The sequence below is a fragment of the Paraburkholderia humisilvae genome (assembly GCF_902859855.1).
Classification (GTDB): domain Bacteria; phylum Pseudomonadota; class Gammaproteobacteria; order Burkholderiales; family Burkholderiaceae; genus Paraburkholderia; species Paraburkholderia humisilvae.
Genome location: NZ_CADIKH010000043.1, coordinates 1 through 18,699 on the forward strand (window position 1 = coordinate 1; position 18,699 = coordinate 18,699).

Consider the following 18,699-nt stretch of genomic DNA (forward strand, 5'->3'; position numbering starts at 1 on the left):
ACGGCCTGTATGTCTTCGGTGTTGCGTGCGAAGACGACCGCATCGGGCAATTGCGGATCGAAAGGCGATTCGTCACGTCCGTGGTTGGTGCGGACCGCCTCGGCGGTCGACGCGCGCTCGCCAAATGTGGCCTTCAGTGCGCTGAGCAGTTCAGCGGGAAAAGGGCGGCGCACGGAAGCGGGCGGCGCAGGATGGTTCACGCGGGTCTCCTGAAAGGCATATTCGTTGTGCTGTCGCGGGTTGGAATCATTTTACGCCGATCGTTCGCCCGCAGACACAGCGTAGCGACGAGCGAGGCGGCTGCCCGCGAAATCTATAATGGCTTTGATTGATGCGTGCGTACGCGCGCGGCGGCAGCGGGCCGAATCAGATGCGGGATGCGCAAATGATTGCCGCGCGAATGAATGCAGCGCATGGCAACGACATAGGGACGACATCATGGGTAACCGTTTGAGCAAGATTACGACGCGTACTGGCGACGATGGCACGACCGGCCTCGGCGACGGCCGTCGTGTCACCAAGGATGACGCTCGCATCGTCGCAATCGGCGAAATCGACGAGCTCAACTCGCACATCGGCGTGCTGTTGTGCGAGAGCGTACCCGATGACGTACGCGTCGCGCTGACATTGATTCAGCACGACCTGTTCGATCTGGGCGGCGAGCTGAGCGTACCGGGCCACACGATGATGACTGACGTTCATCTGCGTCGGCTCGACGGGTGGCTGACCCAATACAACGCGACGTTGCCGCCATTGAAGGAGTTCATCTTGCCGGCCGGATCACGCGCGGCCTCGCATGCGCACGTGTGCCGAACGGTGTGTCGGCGTGCCGAGCGCGCGATCGTTACGCTCGGCACCCTGGACGATGTGAGTGCGGCGTTGCGCGGTTACGTCAATCGCCTGTCGGACCTGCTATTCGTACTCGCGCGTGTGTTGAACAGGGTGAATGGCGGCAGCGATGTGTTGTGGCAGCATGACCGCACGGCAAAGCAATGAGGAGTAGGGGAAGCGACCACCGCGCAGATCGGGGAAACGTGCGCGGTGCATGCGATGGCGCTCGCTTGGCCGGTCGGCCTGGCGCGCCCGCTTAGCCGATAGCGAGCCTGACCGGCTTGCCAATGCGGCTCATCATTTCGACTAGCGTATCGATCGTGAACTTGGCCGTTTTCTTGTTAACGACATCGGACACACGCGGCCGCGACACCATCAGGATTTCAGCTGCTTCCGCCTGCTTCAGATGATGCTGCTCGATCCAGCTCGAAAGCTCGGTCATCAACTGCTCCTTCAGGAGCCGCGTGTCATTGATCTGCTTTTGCGACGCGGCGTGCAGACGCTTCGCTTCTTCAATAGAGAAGCCGAGTTCGAGGAACAGGTTTGCACCCGGCTTGGTGACGTGACGGATTCTCGTATCGATCATCATTGCTCTGCCTTCCTGATATTAGCCACGGCGCGATAGCGCGCCTCGGCAACTTCTCTGTCTTGCCTGCTTGTGGCCTGCGTTTGCTTCTGGAAACAATGCAGAACATAAATGGCTTCGACAAATTTTGCGACATACATCACGCGAAACACACCTTGAGCTTCCTTGATGCGAATTTCGCGCGTACCCGTACCGACACCATCGAAGGGTTTCCAGTTGTCCGGGTCGAGGCCGGCTTGCACTTTGGCAAGCTGAAAGCCGGCTTGCCGACGCGGTTCGTCTGGAAACGCCAGAAGGTCGTCGTAGCTGGAGCCAACCCAGCGAATCTCCTTTTCCTGATTCATAGACTCCCTTCATGTACAAAATTTTGTACCAATTGTTTCTTCAAGTCAAGCTTTTTCGACATGCTTGCGAAGAACGCTTACGGTACCGGGGTCGCACATGGAAGACTATTCGTCCGGATGGCTAACAATAAAAAGCCCGGCTCAAGTGACCGGGCTTTTCATGGTTTGAATCTGACTTATCGCATGATCAGTTGCCGCTGCCGCGAGCGAGGCGGCGTTGTCTGACCGCGTCAGCGAGTCCTTCGAGTACAGCCACGCTTTCGTCCCAACCGATGCATCCATCGGTGATGCTCTGGCCGTAGGTCAGCACGCAACCTTCCTGAAGATCCTGGCGGCCAGCGACCAGATGCGACTCGACCATCACGCCGACGATCCGTTCATCGCCACCCGCAATCTGGCGGCCAATATCCGCGCAAACCGGAATCTGGTTTTCATGCTTCTTCGAACTGTTCGCGTGGCTCGCATCGATCATCAGCCGTGCGGCGAGCCCCGCCTTGCCGATGTCCGCGCACGCGACATTGACGCTGTCCGCATCATAGTTCGGCGTTTTGCCACCGCGCAGAATGATGTGGCAATCCTCGTTGCCGGCCGTCGATACGATCGCCGAATGGCCGCCCTTGGTCACCGACAGGAAATGGTGCGGTTGCGATGCCGCCTTGATCGCGTCGACCGCGATTTTCACGTTCCCGTCCGTTCCGTTCTTGAAGCCGACCGGACACGACAGCCCGGAAGCCAGTTCGCGATGCACTTGTGACTCGGTCGTACGCGCGCCGATCGCACCCCACGAAATCAGATCGGCGATGTATTGCGGGCTGATCATGTCGAGGTATTCGGTGCCTGCGGGCAGGCCGAGTTCGTTGATGTGCAGTAGCAACTCGCGCGCAGTGCGCAGGCCGTCGTTGATCTTGAAGCTGTTGTCGAGATACGGGTCGTTGATGAGCCCCTTCCAGCCGACCGTCGTGCGCGGCTTTTCGAAATACACGCGCATGACGATCTCGAGTTCGCCCGCAAGCCGCTTGCGCTGTTCGATCAGACGCCCCGCATACTCGAGCGCCGCTTTCGGATCGTGGATCGAGCACGGACCGATGATGACGATCAGGCGGTCGTCCATGCCGTGCAGGATTCGATGCATGGCCTGCCGCGCGTTGAAGATCAGGTCCGATTCTTTTTCGCCGCACGGGAATTCGCGGATCAGGTGGGCGGGTGGGGTAAGTTCCTTGAGTTCGCGGATGCGGACGTCGTCGGTATTGTGTGGGGGCATGTTGGTTCTCCTGATGCGATTCGTAGCGTGTCGGTTCGTTGCGTGCGGGTGGGCGCCGGTACGGGTTGAAAGAGCCCAAAACAGGGGCAAAAAAAAACCGCCAGACTCGCTGACGGTTTTTCGGGAATTTCGGGTTTGCCTTTTATGCGCTACCACCCCTCTCGATCCGCCAGCGGCCTGAGATGCCAAAAGAAATAAAAATAAAACCGGGCGGACATGGCGAAAGAAGCGAGTAATGGGTTCTGCAAAAAGGGTGAGTGGCTTTATACCGCGGGTAGGCGGAATTGACAAGCCGCAACGGGTAAAAATGCGGAAAATCCGCACGCTTTGCACGTTCGATGCGCAAAGCGTGTGAAACGGCGTGCCTTCAGACCGTACCGCCGACTGTCATCCGGTCGATGCGCAGCGTCGGCTGGCCCACGCCCACCGGGACGCTCTGGCCTTCCTTGCCGCACACGCCGACACCGGTGTCCAGCGACATGTCGTTGCCGATCATGCTCACATACTTGAGCGACTCCGGTCCGCTGCCGATTAATGTCGCGCCTTTGACCGGATAGGTGACCTTGCCGTTTTCGATCATGTACGCCTCGGATGCCGAGAACACGAACTTGCCGTTCGTGATGTCGACCTGGCCGCCACCGAAATTCACCGCATAAAGGCCCTTCTTCACCGACGCGATGATCTCCTGCGGATCCTTGTCGCCGTTCAGCATATAAGTGTTGGTCATACGGGGCATGGGCAGCGCGGCATACGATTCACGGCGTGCGTTGCCGGTGACCGGCATCTTCATCAGGCGCGCGTTCAGCGTGTCCTGGATATAGCCCTTCAGGATGCCGTCTTCGATCAGCGTCGTGCACTGCGTCGCGTTGCCTTCGTCGTCGATGTTGAGCGACCCGCGGCGGTTCGGCAGCGTGCCGTCGTCGACCACGGTCACGCCCTTTGCCGCGACCCGCTCACCGATGCGGCCTGCAAATGCGGACGAGCCCTTGCGGTTGAAGTCGCCTTCGAGCCCGTGGCCGATCGCCTCGTGCAGCAGCACACCAGGCCAGCCCGGCCCGAGCACCACGGTCATCGCGCCAGCCGGCGCCGGACGCGCGTCCAGATTGACGAGCGCCGCATGCACTGCGTCGTCGACATAGCGCGACAGCACGTCGTCCGTGAAATAGCCGTAGTCGAAGCGGCCACCACCGCCGCCCGAGCCGATCTCGCGGCGGCCGTTCTGTTCGGCGATCACCGTTACCGACACGCGCACGAGCGGTCGGATGTCCGCGGCAAGCGCGCCGTCGCTGCGCGCGACGAGCACGACGTCGTATTCGCCGGCGAGGCCCGCCATCACCTGCGTGATGCGCGGGTCGCGGCCTCGCGCCATCTGTTCAATCCGCTCAAGCAGCTTGACTTTTGCGGTTGCGTCGAGCGAATGCAGCGGATCGGACGGCAGGTACAGGTCGCGACCGGCGACGCCCGTCAGCGACGCAGCCGACTTGATCTTCTGCTTGCCGCCACCGGCCTTCGCGATTGCGCGCGTCGCGATCGCCGCCTGGCGAATCGCGTCGGGCGACAGGTCGTCGGAGTACGCGAACGCGGTGCGGTCGCCGGACACGGCGCGCACACCGACGCCCTGGTCGATGCTGAAACTGCCGGATTTGACGATGCCTTCCTCGAGGCTCCACGCTTCGCTGCGCGTCGCCTGGAAATAAAGGTCTGCGTAATCGACGCGATGCGTGAAGATGTCGGCGAGCGTGCGGGTCAGGACGGCTTCGTCGAGGCCGTAGGGCGTGAGGAGCACGTCCTTGGCTGTCGCAAGATTACGGATGCTGGGTTCGATGATGTTCATGCGAAGTAGGTTCAGCTCGATTCAAGGGATTCGGACGGCGCGCATTGCGTACCCATATGGGTGACGGTCAATGCGCTTTCAATGTGGACGTTCTCGTTTGGATGCCTGCGATTACGTGGGACTGCCTGAATTTGCATCAATTGAGTGTGCATCAAGATTGTGAACGGCGGCGGCGCTAACTGAGCACGCGGTGTCGCCAGGCGGGCAGGCTTTGCCGCACCTCGTCAATGCGAGACCGCTCGATCGTGCCGGCGACGACGCCCGCGCCTTCGTCGCGAACATCGAGAACTTCGCCCCAAGGGTCGATCAACATGCTGTGTCCCCACGTGCGGCGGCCATTTTCGTGCTTACCGCCCTGCGCGGCGGCGAGTACGTAGCACTGGTTCTCGACGGCGCGCGCGCGCAGCAGCGTTTCCCAATGCGCGCGGCCGGTCGTATACGTAAACGCGGACGGCACGACGATCAGCGCGCAGTCGCCCATCTGCCGGTACAGCTCCGGGAAGCGCAGATCGTAGCAGACCGACAGGCCGACGCGCCCGAACGGCGCATCGAAGGTGCGCACCGCGTCGCCGGGACGGATCGTGCGTGCTTCATCGAACGATTCGTCACCTTTTTCGAAATTGAACAGATGGATCTTGTCGTACCGGGCGGCCTCGCGGCCTTGCGGATCGAATACCAGCGTCGTGTTCAGCACGCGCGATGGTTCCGGCGCGATGAGCGGCAGCGTGCCACCGATCACCCATACGTGGTGTCGGCGCGCAGTATCGGACAGGAAACGCTGGATCGGGCCGTCGCGGTACGGCTCGCGCACGGTGAGCTTGTCGGTGTCCTTGAAGCCCATGAAGCAGAAGTATTCGGGCAGGAGGACGAGCTGAGCGCCGTCGGCCGCGGCTTGCGCGATCAGCTTTTCGGCGTCGGCAAGGTTTCGGTCGCGCTCCGGCGTGCTGACCATCTGCAGCGCGGCGACGCGATACGTGGCGGCCGGTCTTTCCGATGCTGCGCCGGCCGGAGATTGCGCGTGTGGATCGCTCATGAGCGTATCGATAGACTCCCTTCGGGACGGCGCTGACCGCGAAGCGCGCCGCCGGACGTGGACGAAAACTGCGCGACGGAAGTGCTGACCGGCGGTGAAATGGCGGCGAAATTGCCGCCGAAATTGCCGCAACACGGAAGGCGATGAGCATGCCGTACAGCGGCAGCATCAGCCGCGCAATCCGTGGCACCTGCCGCGATGCCCGCCGTGCGGCGCCTGCTGCCCCGTTCAGTGCAGCACGGCCGCCTCCGCCGCCGGTACGCCATTCATCTTACCGCGATCGTCGTGGACCCGCTCGACGTGAGGTTTCGCCCATGATCCGGTGATCGCATAGTCGAATACGAACGCGTGCTCGAGCGACTGCGACAACGCGATGTCCGCAGCCAGCGCGCCGAGTCCGAACAGCGGATTGACGATCGTCGCCGCGACCACGCCCGCGCCCGCGCTGACGGTTGGAATCACGCGCACGTTCAGGTCCTGCGTTTCATGCGCAAGGTCGACGGTGCCGCGCATTTCCGCGCGAGCCGGCGCGGTGACCAGCCTGAAATTGTCGGTGCGGCCGACGCCGTCGTTGATTTCGCCGGTCCCGGTAATGCTCGAAAACGGCAATCCCTCGCCGAACACGTCGCGGAAACTGAGCGTCGCAACGCGTTGGAGGCTTTGCAGGCTCAGCACGCCGAGCAGCCTTGCGACCCCGGGATCCACCTTCAGGATTTGGCCGTGGTGCAGGTCGACCGACAGATTGCCGTTGAGCGACGGAAGGTCGATGCGGGTCGGCCCGCCGCGCCATCCGACTTTGCCCGACAGTGTGCCTTCGCCGTTTTTCAGCGTGCGCGGCAGGCCGGCGCGCTCGAGCAGCGCGCCCGCATCCTTCACATCGAGCTTGAAATCGACCACCGTGCGGCGTGGCGTGTTTTCGTCGGTGACCGCACCGAATTCGCGCAACGTGCGCCAGTTCGCGGTCGCGGTGAACGTCGCGGCCGGATTGCTGATGTCGAGCTTGTCCAACTGCCAGACCGGCTCGCCATCTTCTTCGAAGTTGTGCGCATCGACTTCGAGCCGGCCGACGCTGCGGCCGTGCACGATCATATCGTTGACGACGAGGTCGATGGTCGGCATGTTCTGCGCGGGCTGCTGCATGGCCGGTCCGAGCAGGTCGTTTTCGGTGGCCGACGGGATCACGAGGCGCGCAAGCCGCGCCTGCAGCGTGCCGGGCGAATCGCGCGTCGCGCCCGGCAGCCATGATACGTAGCCCGATACCTGGCTCGACGCGATGTTCGCTTGCCACTTCCTGTCGATGTGTGATGCGCCGACCACCACGCTTTCCCAGTGACGCTTGAGCAGCGTGAGCGTGCCGATATGCAGCGCGAAGCGATTCGGCACGAACTGGGCAACGGTCTCGCTCGGTGGCACCGGCGCGACGCCCTGATTCGCATTGCGCATCTGAACGAACAGCGCGCGCCATGCGTCGGCGTCGAGCGTGTCGAGGTCGACCGCGGCGGTGACGCCTTCGGAAGGGAGGTCGGCCGGCCGGTTCACACCGATCGCACCGCGCACAACCTTCGGCATCTTCTGCGGTTCGCCGCGCAGCAGATAGGTCGCGGCGATCGGCCCCAAGGTCACGTCGGCGCGCTGCATGGCGCTGCTGTCGCCGTTTGCTGGCGGCTGGTACGACAGGCTGAGCGGCATCGGTGTGCCGGCCGGCTTGTTGAACGGCGCGGGAAAGTCGAGCGCAAGGCCGGTCAGATCGGAACGGGCGGAAACGTCCGGCAGGCGCCCTTTCGCGCCGCGCACGCTGAGTTGGTACGGCGCGCCGCCCTGCATATGGCTCAGCACCTGCGGCGCGAGTCCGTGCAGATCGAGTTCGCGCGCTGCCTCGAGCGCGATGTGGCCATTCAGGTCGAGCGCGTAGGTGCCGTTTTGCCTCAGCGCGCCGTTCGCATGAATGTCACCACCGAAAAATTGACCGGCGAGGTTGTCCACCTCGGCGGTGTGTTCGGTAAAGTGCACTTTGCCGGTCAGCTGCGACAGCGTTGGCACCTTTTCCATCGCGATGCGATTGCTCTCGAAGGTGACCGACCCGGCGAGGCTCGGATGCGGCCGCGGCGCGTTCGGGTCGAGCGGCGCGCGCGGCAAGGTCAGCTTCAACGCGACCGCGGCGGGGCCGTCCGCCCTCAGTTTCCGTGTGAAGTGCTTCGACATGATGCCAAGCGAGCTGTCGTCGACATAGTCGAGCATGTCCGCAAGCGGGCCGTGCGCACCACCGGTAATCACAAGGCTCGACGCACGATTGCCGAGATCGTCGATCTTGCCCGTCACTTTGCCGATTGCAATCCGCTTGTAATGTGCATGGTTGACATCGAAGCGCAGCAGGTTTTCTTTCAGCTGGAACTCGCCGTCGATGCCGTCAAAACCCGGCCAGATATTCGGCGTGCCGTTTTTGAACGTGCGAGGCGGATACGGCGTCGGATCGAAGCGGCCATCGGTGAACGGCGCGACGATGCGGAACACGCCCGCGGTCGGATCGAGCGCATACGGAAACTTGTCGAGATTGCCATGTATCTCGATCGTCCCGCCACGCGACACGCCGGCTTCCAGGCTGTGGCCCAGATACACGCGCACCTTTTCGGCGATGCCTGTCGGCAGATATCGTGCGATGCGCGATACCTGCGCACGCTCGAATTTCGCACTCAGATCGAGCGAGCCGCGTCCATGTCCAACGTTCGAATAACTGGCGCTCGCGCTGGCGGCGGTGTCCTCGTTCGCGACCGTCAGCTCTGACACGTCGACCTTGAACGCCTTGTGCTTGTCGCCGGGCGCGATGGTGGTGGCGACCGTCCAGCTGCCTTTGCCCTTCAGCCTGTCGAAGGTGAGGCGCGGGTTGTCGAAGACGCCCGGCATGGTGATCGCCGCGTTGGCGGTGTCGAGCGTGATCGACCCTTGCTTTTCATTCGCGTCAACCGAGCCCCACAGATTCTCGAAGCCCGGAATGCCGGCGCGCGGATGGCCGCGCGCGGTCAGTCCTGGCGGTGGCTCCTGCGCGGCAACGCTGATGCCTTGCAGATCAGCCTTGAACGTGTAATGCGCAATCGGCGCGGCGCTCAGTTCACTGCGCTCGTTTGCTGCTGCTTCGCCGGATTCCGGTTTTTCACGCTCGACTTCGATCGTGTAGTTCGACACGATGCCGCGCGGATTGAAGCGCACGAGGCTGTTCAGCAGTCGGCGCGGCAACGGCAGCGCGCGGGTGAATTCGGCGAGGATACCGAGGTCGACACGATCGCCCGCGACGCTGACCAGCTGGCCATGCTGGACGCTCTGCCTGCGAAGCCGGCCGTTCAGCGTGGACAGCGCGAGTGTGCGCGTCACCGGCGTACCGTCGGGCATCGGCGGTTGGCCGAGCTCCGCGACGAGGTTATGCAATTGCAGCGTGTATTCGTCGGCTTCGTGCGCGAAGGTCCACGAAAAGCGGGCGTCCGGCAGATCGAGTTTCGGCTGGGTAGGCCGCACCCGCAGCGCGATGTTGTTGCCGGATAACTCGCCGGTTGCCGACAGGATCCGCCCTTGCGCGAACTCGACCCAGATTGCGTTGTCGATGCGGCCGGCGTAGGTGGCGATCGGAAAGTCGATATAACGCGCGAGCATCGGCAGATCGACGGGCCCTGTCGATAAGTACGCGCTGCCGCTCCAGTTGATCGGCTTGCCCATTGCCCCGGTGCGTGCGTTCTTGAAATGGACGCGAACGTCGAGCGGGCCAAACAGCACTTTGCCGTCCGCGGGCGCCTGCAGCGCGAAGCGGTGCTCGTTGCCATCATTGAGGATTGCGAGCCGGATGTTCTGCAATGCAACCTCCGGCACGTCGTGCAGCGCGTCGCGCCAGCGCAGCGTGCCGCCGCGCAGCACCATCGCCTGCTGGCGCAGCAGCCAGGTGGAAAACGTGTCATTGCCGCTGTGACCGGATGGCAATTGCACGCCGGCGACCGACAGCGTGCCGTCATCATTGCGCTCGACGAGCAGATCGGGCTGGTCGACGACGAGGCTCGACAGAATTGGCTTGAGCTTCCACAGCGAGCTCCATGACACAGTTGCGCTCGCATGCGGGATGGACAACGCGGGATGACCGTCATGGCTGCGGATGGTCAGGTCGGTGACTTCGACGCCAGGCTGGAAGCTGACCCAGTGCGGCGTGAGCTTACCGATCGACACCTGCGCATGGATCTTTTCGGAAATGATTGCTTCGATGCGCGGACGGAAAGACTCGACCTGCGGCAGCACCACATAGCGCAGCCCAAGCACGAGCAACAACGCGAGGAAGTAGGTGACGAGCGCGACGCCCAGCACCACGTGCAGTGTGTGCCGCAGCACTACATGATCGCCTCCGCCGTGTTGCCGGACGCGTCCTGCATCGTGCCGGTCGGCGGGTAGGTTTCGCTCGGACATGCTGAGGCAAGTTGGGCGTATGGTAGTTTTGCGGACTAGCGATGAAATGTATCACACGAGCCGCCAACTGGGACTTCCGGCAAACCCTGTGCCGGCGTGGCTTGGCGGCGAGCGTGCCAGACTTTTTGCAACGCGTCGGACCGGTGCCGGCGCATCTGCCGGACCAAGCAACGAGCGAGCCAGATTTTCATGACCTATACGAAGTTGTTGAGTTCCCGCTATTCGCATTACGCGTCTCGTGCGTATACGGCGCGCCCCGAGCTTGCGCAGCGCGTGGCGGCGCTGGCGGCGGCGCCTGTCACACGCGAGCGGATCGATGCGCGCCTTGACGAACTGTGCGATGCGCTGCGTGGGGCCGACGGTGCGCCGCTCAGCGAAGATGCACTGAAACGGGCACTGCGGCAGTTGCGCATTGAAGTGTTCTGCGCCGCGATGGAGCGCGACCTGGCGGGCAGCGCGGAAGTCGCCGAAGTGACCGGGACGATGACCGATCTCGCCGAAGCGACAATCCAGCGCTCGCTCGCCGTGCTATCCGCTGAACTCGAAGCGATGTACGGCGAGCCGCGTGGTCCGGACGGCGAACGGATCACGCTCGGCGTCGTGGGCATGGGTAAGCTCGGCGGGCGCGAACTGAACGTCTCGTCGGACATCGATCTGATCTTTGTCTACGAGGACGACGGCGAGACGGCCGGCGGCCAGCGTCCCGCGATTGCGACCCAGGACTACTTCACGCGGCTCGGCAAGCGCCTGATCGGCGCGCTCGCCGAGGTGACAAGCGACGGCTACGTGTTTCGCGTCGACATGCGGCTGCGGCCGAACGGCGATTCGGGGCCGCTTGTCTGCAGCCTTGGGATGCTCGAAGAGTATTTCTATGTGCAGGGGCGCGAGTGGGAGCGCTACGCGTGGATCAAAGGACGGGTCGTGTCCGAGCACGGCAGCGCCGAGGCGCGGCGCCTTGCGAACCTGCTCGAGGCGATCGTCAAACCGTTCATCTATCGCCGCTATCTTGACTTCGGCGCGATCGGCGCGATTCGCGCACTGCATCTGCAGATTCGTCAGGAAGCGCAGCGGCGCGCGACGATGCGGCCGGACAAGGCAGACGACATCAAACTCGGGCGCGGCGGGATACGCGAGATCGAGTTCAGCGCGCAGGTATTCCAGCTGGTCCGTGGCGGCCAGGACGCGGGCTTCCGGATCAGACCCACGCTCGCGGTGCTGCGCCACGCGACGGCGCGCGGCCTGATCGCGCCGTCCGTCTGCGGGGCGCTCACCGATGCATACCGCTTTCTGCGCAAGCTCGAGCACCGGCTGCAATACCGCAACGATGCACAGACGCATGCGATGCCGGTCGATGAACACGAACGCGCGAGTCTCGCGCAGTCGATGGGATTTGCCGACTACGCCGCGTTAATGGCGACACTCGATGCGCACCGCGAGCAGGTCGAGCAGCAGTTCGATCAGATCTTTGCCGACAAGGTGAACGGCGAAGGCGGTTGCGCGGCGCCCGACGATGGCGCGGCCGCATGGGTGTGGAGCAGCGCGCTGGCAGACGACAGCGCCGTCGACACCCTCGCCGCCCGGCTGGTCGAACTGGGCATTGCGGAGCCATCCGACCTGCTGGACCGGCTACGCGCCGTCTGGCAATCGGCGCGCTATGCAGGGTTGCCTGAGCGTAGCCGGGAGCGTTTCGATATCGTCGCGCAACGCGCGCTGGAAGCGGCGCGCACGCTCGAGCCGCCGCAGCGGCGCGGCGACACGATCGCACGTATGTTTGATCTGCTCGAGGCGGTGAGCCGGCGTGGCGCGTACCTGGCGCTTTTGACCGAATATCCGCATGCGCTGCGCCGGGTGCTGTCGGTGCTCGGCGCGTCGCGCTGGGCGGCCGGGTATCTGATCCGCCATCCGCAACTGCTCGACGAACTGCTCGACGACGAAGCGATGGCAAGCCCGTTCGACTGGCCTGAATTCAAGCGCACGCTGCGTCTGCGGCTCGCGGCGGCGGACGGCGTCGAACAGCAGATGGACCTGCTGCGCCATGCGCATCAGGCCGAGGTGTTCCGGATTCTCCTGATCGACCTGGCCGGCAAGCTGAGCGTCGAGCATGTGAGCGACCGTTTGTCGGAGCTCGCCGACGCGGTCCTCGACGTGGCAATCGAAGCCGTCTGGAATCAGCTCCCGAAGCGCCACCGTGACGTGCCGCGCTTTGCGATCATCGCGTACGGCAAGCTCGGCGGCAAAGAACTCGGCTACGCGTCAGATCTCGATCTGATCTTTTTGTACGACGATCCCGCCGACGTTGCGCCCGACGTGTATGCGACCTTCACGCGCCGCCTGATCTCGTGGCTGACGACCGCGACCGGCGCGGGCACACTGTTCGACATCGATTTGCGTTTGCGGCCAAACGGTGAGTCCGGCTTGCTCGTGACGGATCTCGATGCGTTTCGCCGCTATCAGCTGCGCGAAGGCGATGCGGCGAATACCGCGTGGGTCTGGGAGCATCAGGCATTGACGCGCGCGCGGTACTGCGCTGGCGACACGCAGATCGGCGCGCGGTTCGAGGCGATTCGCGAGCAGGTGCTGACGACGCCGCGCGAAGCGGCGCCGCTTGCGAAGGAAATCATCGAGATGCGGGAGCGCGTCGAGGCAGGACACCCGAATCGCACGCCGCTCTTCGATCTGAAGCACGACCGCGGCGGGATGGTCGACATCGAGTTCACCGTGCAGTACTGGGTGCTGTTGCACGCGGCGCGCGATCCGGAGCTGATCCGCAACACCGGCAATATCGCGTTGTTGCGCGAAGTGTCGCGCTTCGGGTTAATGAGCGGCGACGAAGCGGAAACGGTCGGTGCGGCATACCGGCGGTATCGCAAGCTGCAGCACAAATTGCGCCTCGACGGGATGGAGAAGGCGCGGGTCGAATCGGACACGGTGAGTGCGGAGCGCGACGCGGTGTTGCGGCTTTGGGAGCGGGTGTTCGGATAGTTAAGTGAGGCCGCCGCCCGCGCCCGTGACGCGCGCCGGCTTCGATGCATCGCGCGCGTTATGCAGTCAGCATTTCTTTCGCGTGTTTGCGCGTGGTCGCGGTGATCTCGAGCCCGCCCAGCATCCGCGCGACTTCCTCAATCCGGCTCGCCTTGTCGAGCGACGTTACGGTGCTGAGCGTACCGCTCTTGCCGTTCGTGCTCTTCGCCACCTGGAAATGATGGTCGCCGCGTGCGGCGACTTGCGGCAAGTGCGTGACGCACAGCACCTGGCGGTCGCGGCCGAGCTGATGCAGCAGCCTTCCGACGACTTCCGCGACGCCGCCGCCGATGCCGGTGTCGACTTCGTCGAAGATCAGCGTCGGGGTTGGGCTCGCGGCGCTGGCGATCACGGCGAGCGCCAGACTGATACGCGCGAGTTCGCCGCCCGACGCGACTTTCGCGAGCGGCCTCAGCGGCACGCCCGCATGGCCGGCCACCCGGAATTCGACCTGCTCGAGCCCATGCGCGCCGCCTTCAGGTAGCGCGACGAGCGCCACGTCGAAACTGCCGCCCGCCATCGATAGTTCCTGCATACCGGTCGTTACCGCGGAGCCAAGCGCCTTTGCCGCCTTCGCGCGTGCCTTCGACAATTGCTTCGCGTCGGTGAGGTAAGCGTCCTTCGCCTTGCTCTCGGCGGCGCGCAGGCTGTCGAGGTCGGCCGCGGCATCGAGCGCGTCCAGTTGCGCGCGGCGCGCCCGATGTTCTTCGGGCAAGGTTTCCGGCTTCAGCCGGAACTTGCGTGCAGCCGAATGCAACGCATCGAGGCGCTTTTCCACTTGCGCGAGCCGGTCGGGATCGAGCTCGAGACGCTGTGCATAGTGGGACAGCGAGTAGGCCGCTTCCTGCAACTGGATTTCCGCTGGTTCGAGGGCGGCGAGTGCGTCATTCAACTCAGGGTCGATTTCCGCGAGATCGCGCAGCTTCGAGATGATTGCGCCGAGATGCGTGATCATCGCTTCGTCCGATTCGGACAGCGCGCCCAGCGCGCTCTGCACGCCATCGATCAGATTCGCGGAATGCGAAAGACGGCGGTGTTCGGTATTCACCTCTTCCCATTCGCCCGGCTGCGGCGCGAGCTTATCCAGTTCAGCGAGCTGCCACGCGAGCCGCTCGCGTTCGAGCTGGATTTCGCGGTCGCGCGTCTGCGCGTGCTCGACCGCCTGCGCCGCGTCACGCCAGCCGCGCCATGCGCGCGAGATTGCCGTGGCCGCCTCAATAAGCCCCGCGTGAGTATCGAACAGATCGCGCTGTGCATCAGGACGCATCAACAATTGATGCGCATGCTGGCCGTGAATGTCGACCAGCATTTCGCCGACCTCGCGCAATTGCGCAAGCGTCGCAACGGTGCCATTGACGAACGCTCGCGAGCGGCCGTTCGCGTCGATCACGCGGCGCAGCAGGACGGTGCCTTCATGCGTTTCGGGGTCGACGGACTGGGTGGCGAACGCCTGGGCTTCGAGCCACTCGTCCACTTGCGCGTGCGTATCGAATTCAGCGGTAATGTCCGCGCGCGCTTCCCCGGCGCGCACGACGGACGCATCGGCGCGCGCGCCGAGCGCGAGCGCGAGGGCGTCGATCAGGATCGACTTGCCGGCGCCGGTTTCGCCGGAAAAAACCGTGAAGCCGCTGTCGAATTCGAGGTCGAGCGCGGCGACGATGACGAAATCGCGAATCGATAGGTGGCGAAGCATGGAGTCGGCGGGTAGTTGGTGTGTCCGGCAGCGTGCGGTTCAGTGTTCGGGTGAATGTTCGGAACGTTTGGTTGGTCCGGTTGGCGGGTCAGGTCACTTTGCCCGATCAGTCTTCATCCGGTTCGTCGTCGTCGTGCGACGGGTATTCGTTCCAGTGCAGCTTCTTGCGCAGCGTCGCGTAATGGCTGTGGCCGACCGGATGCAGGAACGGCACCATGTGCTGCGAGCGGCGCACTTCGATCGTGTCGTTCAGTTCCAGCGACGTGAACGACTGCATGTCGAAATTCACGTTGACGTCACGACCCGAAATGATCTGTATGCTGACATTCGAATGGTCCGGCAGCACGATGGGCCGGTTCGACAGCGCATGCGGCGCGATCGGCACGAGCACGATGCCCTCGAGTTGCGGATGCAGGATCGGCCCGTTCGACGACAACGCGTAGGCGGTCGAACCGGTGGGTGTCGCGACGATCAACCCGTCCGAGCGCTGGTTGTACATGAAGCGGCCGTCCACCGACACGCGCAGTTCCGCCATGCCGGACACGCCGCTGCGGTTTACCACGACGTCGTTGAACGCGAGCGCATGATAGATCGGCTCGCCCGCGCGCATAATGCGCGCTTCGAGCAGCATGCGTTCCTCGCGTTCGAAGCTGCCGCTGAGCATCTGCGGCACGATCTTCTGCATGTCCGAGATCGGGATGTCGGTGATGAAGCCCAGCCGGCCATGGTTGATGCCGATGAGCGGCGTTTTGTACGGCGCGAGCTGACGGCCGATGCCGAGCATGGTTCCATCGCCACCGAGCACGACCGCGACGTCGGCGCGCGCGCCGATCTCCGCGGGCCGTAGAGTCGGATAGCTGGTCACGCCGATCTCCTGCGCGATGTGCGCTTCGAATACGACGTCGAAGCCGCGCTTTGCGATGCACGAGGCGAGTTGCATCAGCGGCTCGCCGATGCCGGGCGTCTGGGTGCGCCCGACGAGCGCAACGGTCTTGAACTGGCTGGTAACTTGCATGCCGGCATTACACCATAGCTGCGTGCCGAAAAGAACCGTCGCCGCGTGCGGTACTGCGCGGCGACGGGCGTTGGCGCGGGTGGGCAGCGCCGTCCAGCCTGTGGCCGATTATCGTTAGAATGGTGAAGCGGTGATGACAGCGGGCGGCGGGCGCGTGGGTGAGCGCACCGGCGCTCACGTCTGCATGACCGCTGTGCTTTGCATCTGGCATGGGCGCAAAACTTCGGCGAGCCGGTCTGGTCGGTGCGGTTAACGCTCGCGGCAGCCGCGTCATTGAGCTAAAATTTTTCGCCATGTTAGATCCTCGCGCACAAACCCTCCTCAAAACGCTGATCGAGCGGTATATCGCCGAAGGTCAGCCGGTCGGCTCGCGCACGTTATCGCGGTTCTCCGGGCTCGAATTGAGCCCTGCCACGATCCGCAACGTGATGTCCGACCTTGAGGAGCTCGGTCTCGTCATCAGTCCGCATACGTCGGCTGGGCGTATTCCGACGCCGCGCGGATACCGGCTCTTTGTCGACACGATGTTGACTGTCGAATCGGTCGCCGACGAAGACGCCGTCACCCGGGCTGTCAAAAAGACATTGCAGGCCGACACGCTGCAGGCTGGCGAGCCGCAGAAGATTGTCGCGGCTGCCGCGAGCGTGTTGTCCAATCTGTCGCAATTCGCGGGCGTCGTGCTGACGCCGCGGCGCAGCCACGTGTTCAAGCAGATCGAATTCATGCGTTTGTCCGACAAGCGCATCCTGCTCATCATCGTGACGCCCGAAGGCGATGTGCAGAACCGCATGATGGCGACCCAGCGCGACTATTCGCCGACAGAACTCATCGAAGCGTCGAATTACATCAACGCGCATTTTGCCGGGCTGTCGTTCGACGAAGTGCGGCGCAGGCTGCGCGAGGAGATCGATGAGCTGCGCGGCGATATGACGACGCTGATGCATGCCGCGGTCACGGCGAGCACTGATGAGACCGATACCGGCGAAACGGTATTGATTTCGGGTGAACGCAAGCTGCTCGAAGTGGCCGACCTTTCGTCGGACATGGCGCGGCTGCGCAAGCTTTTCGATGTATTCGATCAAAAGACCAGCCTCCTTCAGTTGCTCGACGTGTCGAGCCACGCGCAGGGCGTGCAGATTTTCATCGGCGGCGAGTCCAATCTCGTGCCGATCGAGGAAATGAGCGTCGTGACCGCGCCGTACGAAGTGAACGGCAAGATTGTCGGTACGCTCGGTGTAATCGGACCGACACGGATGGCTTATAGCCGTGTGATACCGATTGTCGATATCACCGCGCGCCTTCTTTCGATGACGCTGAGCCAGCAATAGCGGGTTCGCCCTGGCCGTCATCGTGCGACGGCGCGTCTGCGCTGCCAATCTGCCGAATGGCCAGCTTACGGCCACAGACCGCACCGCTATAATGGCCCTCACCTGAAGCGTTGCCGCGTTCGGCGGTTCTTGTGCTTCGCCCACCTGTTCTTGCCCGTTGCCCATGCACTTTGATCTCGAGCGGCCACTGCAGTCTGCTGTTGCACACCGCGTCGCGGTCCTGCTCATCAACCTCGGTACGCCCGACGCACCTACGGCGGGCGCGGTGCGGCGCTATCTCGCGGAGTTCCTGTCCGACCCGCGGGTGGTGGAGATTCCGGCGGCGCTTTGGCAAATCATTCTGCGCACGACAATTTTGCCGTTTCGTGGCCCGGCATCGGCAAAGAAGTATGCAGCAGTGTGGATGCCTGAAGGGTCGCCGCTCAGGGTGTATACGGAAAAGCAGGTGGAGAGTCTGCGCCAACTGCTGCACGCGAACGACTACGCGGTGATCGTCGACTATGCGATGCGCTACGGCACGCCCAACATTCCGTCCATGCTGAATCAGTTGAAGCTGGCGGGCGCGGAGCGTGTGCTACTGATGCCGATGTACCCACAGTATTCGGCATCGACCACCGCGACCGCATTCGACGCGGCGTTCGGCGCGCTCAAACGGATGCGCAACCAGTTCGAGATTCGCACGGTGCGCCACTATGCGGATCATCCCGCCTATATCGCTGCGCTGGCGGCGCAGGTGCATCATCACTGGCACCTGCACGGGCGTCCCGATTTTGCCGCTGGAGACAAGCTGGTGTTGAGTTTCCACGGTGTGCCCAAACGTACGCTGGACCTCGGCGACCCGTACCATGAGCAGTGCCAGCAAACGGCGGCGCTGCTGATTCATGCGCTTGAACTGACGCCGGTCGAGTGCCGGGTCACGTTCCAGTCGCGCTTCGGGAAAGCCGAATGGCTGCAGCCCTATACGGCGCCGACGGTAAAAGAGCTGGGTGCCGCGGGTGTGCGCCGTGTCGACGTGTTTTGCCCGGGCTTCACGGCGGACTGCCTCGAGACGATCGAGGAGATCGGCATGGAGGTTCGAGACGAATTCGTACACGCGGGCGGCAAGGAGTTCCACGCGATCCCATGCCTGAACGCGTCGCATGCGTGGATCGCCGCGCTTGGCGAAATTGTCGCGCAGCATCTGCAGGGGTGGCCGGTTCAGGCGAGCGCCCCGCAAGCGGCGGTTGCGTCGTGAAGCCGCGCGCAGAGTGCGGGAGGGACGGCGCCCCGTCGGTGTCGACAAGGAACCGATGCGCTGGCGCCAACCAGAAGCGGAA

The 18,699-nt window shown here is 63.5% G+C and carries 12 protein-coding genes and 1 pseudogene; 4 read left to right on the forward strand and 9 right to left on the reverse strand.

Annotation, left to right across the window (positions count from 1 at the left end; genetic code table 11):
* A pseudogene (locus HV796_RS30555) lies at positions 1-200 on the reverse strand (2-hydroxy-acid oxidase); the annotation flags it as partial.
* 238 nt (positions 201-438) lie between these two features.
* On the opposite strand from HV796_RS30555, the gene HV796_RS30560 reads away from it, so the two are divergent.
* Entirely contained in the window at positions 439-996 is a 558-nt protein-coding gene (locus tag HV796_RS30560) for a cob(I)yrinic acid a,c-diamide adenosyltransferase (RefSeq protein WP_175231248.1), read from the forward strand.
* 91 nt (positions 997-1,087) lie between these two features.
* On the opposite strand, the gene HV796_RS30565 is transcribed toward HV796_RS30560, so the two are convergent.
* The 6 genes from HV796_RS30565 to HV796_RS30590 form a co-directional block, all read right to left on the reverse strand.
* A complete protein-coding gene (locus HV796_RS30565; protein WP_175231251.1) occupies positions 1,088-1,420 on the reverse strand; it encodes a helix-turn-helix domain-containing protein in 333 nt (110 codons plus the stop codon).
* Positions 1,417-1,761 (reverse strand): type II toxin-antitoxin system RelE/ParE family toxin, encoded by a 345-nt coding sequence (locus tag HV796_RS30570; protein WP_175231254.1) that lies wholly within the window; start codon positions 1,759-1,761, stop codon positions 1,417-1,419. The genes HV796_RS30565 and HV796_RS30570 overlap by 4 nt, the downstream gene beginning before the upstream one ends.
* A 187-nt stretch (positions 1,762-1,948) precedes the next feature.
* A complete protein-coding gene (gene aroG, locus HV796_RS30575) occupies positions 1,949-3,022 on the reverse strand; it encodes a 3-deoxy-7-phosphoheptulonate synthase AroG (protein ID WP_175231257.1) in 1,074 nt (357 codons plus the stop codon).
* Between the two features lie 367 nt (positions 3,023-3,389).
* Positions 3,390-4,856 (reverse strand): metalloprotease TldD, encoded by a 1,467-nt coding sequence (gene tldD, locus HV796_RS30580; protein ID WP_175231261.1) that lies wholly within the window; start codon positions 4,854-4,856, stop codon positions 3,390-3,392.
* A gap of 175 nt (positions 4,857-5,031) precedes the next feature.
* Positions 5,032-5,889 carry a carbon-nitrogen hydrolase family protein gene (locus HV796_RS30585; RefSeq protein WP_175231264.1) on the reverse strand — a complete coding sequence of 286 codons (858 nt, stop codon included), beginning with the start codon at positions 5,887-5,889 and terminating at the stop codon, positions 5,032-5,034.
* Between the two features lie 228 nt (positions 5,890-6,117).
* Positions 6,118-10,326, reverse strand: coding sequence for a YhdP family protein (locus HV796_RS30590; RefSeq protein WP_175231267.1), 4,209 nt, complete (start codon positions 10,324-10,326; stop codon positions 6,118-6,120).
* 189 nt (positions 10,327-10,515) lie between these two features.
* On the opposite strand from HV796_RS30590, the gene glnE reads away from it, so the two are divergent.
* On the forward strand, positions 10,516-13,308 hold the full coding sequence (glnE, locus tag HV796_RS30595) for a bifunctional [glutamate--ammonia ligase]-adenylyl-L-tyrosine phosphorylase/[glutamate--ammonia-ligase] adenylyltransferase (RefSeq protein ID WP_175231270.1): 2,793 nt from the start codon (positions 10,516-10,518) through the stop codon (positions 13,306-13,308).
* A gap of 58 nt (positions 13,309-13,366) precedes the next feature.
* On the opposite strand, the gene recN is transcribed toward glnE, so the two are convergent.
* A complete protein-coding gene (gene recN / locus HV796_RS30600; protein WP_175231278.1) occupies positions 13,367-15,040 on the reverse strand; it encodes a DNA repair protein RecN in 1,674 nt (557 codons plus the stop codon).
* A 106-nt stretch (positions 15,041-15,146) separates the two neighbouring features.
* The gene (locus HV796_RS30605; RefSeq protein ID WP_377694825.1) at positions 15,147-16,142 is read right to left on the reverse strand and encodes an NAD kinase; all 996 of its coding nucleotides are present in this window, start codon (positions 16,140-16,142) and stop codon (positions 15,147-15,149) included.
* 206 nt (positions 16,143-16,348) lie between these two features.
* On the opposite strand from HV796_RS30605, the gene hrcA reads away from it, so the two are divergent.
* Together hrcA and hemH are read left to right on the forward strand one after the other, a co-directional pair.
* Positions 16,349-17,383, forward strand: coding sequence for a heat-inducible transcriptional repressor HrcA (gene hrcA / locus HV796_RS30610; RefSeq protein WP_175231283.1), 1,035 nt, complete (start codon positions 16,349-16,351; stop codon positions 17,381-17,383).
* 163 nt (positions 17,384-17,546) lie between these two features.
* Positions 17,547-18,617, forward strand: a complete 1,071-nt coding sequence (hemH, locus tag HV796_RS30615) for a ferrochelatase (RefSeq protein ID WP_175231284.1) — start codon at positions 17,547-17,549, stop codon at positions 18,615-18,617.
* Positions 18,618-18,699: the final 82 nt, after the last annotated feature.

Excerpts from the sequence above, each read along its gene's own strand:
- glnE (WP_175231270.1), top strand. The coding sequence starts at position 10,516 with ATGACCTATACGAAGTTGTTGAGTTCCCGCTATTCGCATTACGCGTCT.
- tldD (WP_175231261.1), bottom strand. The coding sequence starts at position 4,856 with ATGAACATCATCGAACCCAGCATCCGTAATCTTGCGACAGCCAAGGAC.
- HV796_RS30585 (WP_175231264.1), bottom strand. The coding sequence starts at position 5,889 with ATGAGCGATCCACACGCGCAATCTCCGGCCGGCGCAGCATCGGAAAGA.
- hrcA (WP_175231283.1), top strand. The coding sequence starts at position 16,349 with ATGTTAGATCCTCGCGCACAAACCCTCCTCAAAACGCTGATCGAGCGG.
- HV796_RS30565 (WP_175231251.1), bottom strand. The coding sequence starts at position 1,420 with ATGATGATCGATACGAGAATCCGTCACGTCACCAAGCCGGGTGCAAAC.
- HV796_RS30590 (WP_175231267.1), bottom strand. The coding sequence starts at position 10,326 with ATGTCCGAGCGAAACCTACCCGCCGACCGGCACGATGCAGGACGCGTC.
- aroG (WP_175231257.1), bottom strand. The coding sequence starts at position 3,022 with ATGCCCCCACACAATACCGACGACGTCCGCATCCGCGAACTCAAGGAA.
- HV796_RS30570 (WP_175231254.1), bottom strand. The coding sequence starts at position 1,761 with ATGAATCAGGAAAAGGAGATTCGCTGGGTTGGCTCCAGCTACGACGAC.
- HV796_RS30560 (WP_175231248.1), top strand. The coding sequence starts at position 439 with ATGGGTAACCGTTTGAGCAAGATTACGACGCGTACTGGCGACGATGGC.
- hemH (WP_175231284.1), top strand. The coding sequence starts at position 17,547 with ATGCACTTTGATCTCGAGCGGCCACTGCAGTCTGCTGTTGCACACCGC.
- recN (WP_175231278.1), bottom strand. The coding sequence starts at position 15,040 with ATGCTTCGCCACCTATCGATTCGCGATTTCGTCATCGTCGCCGCGCTC.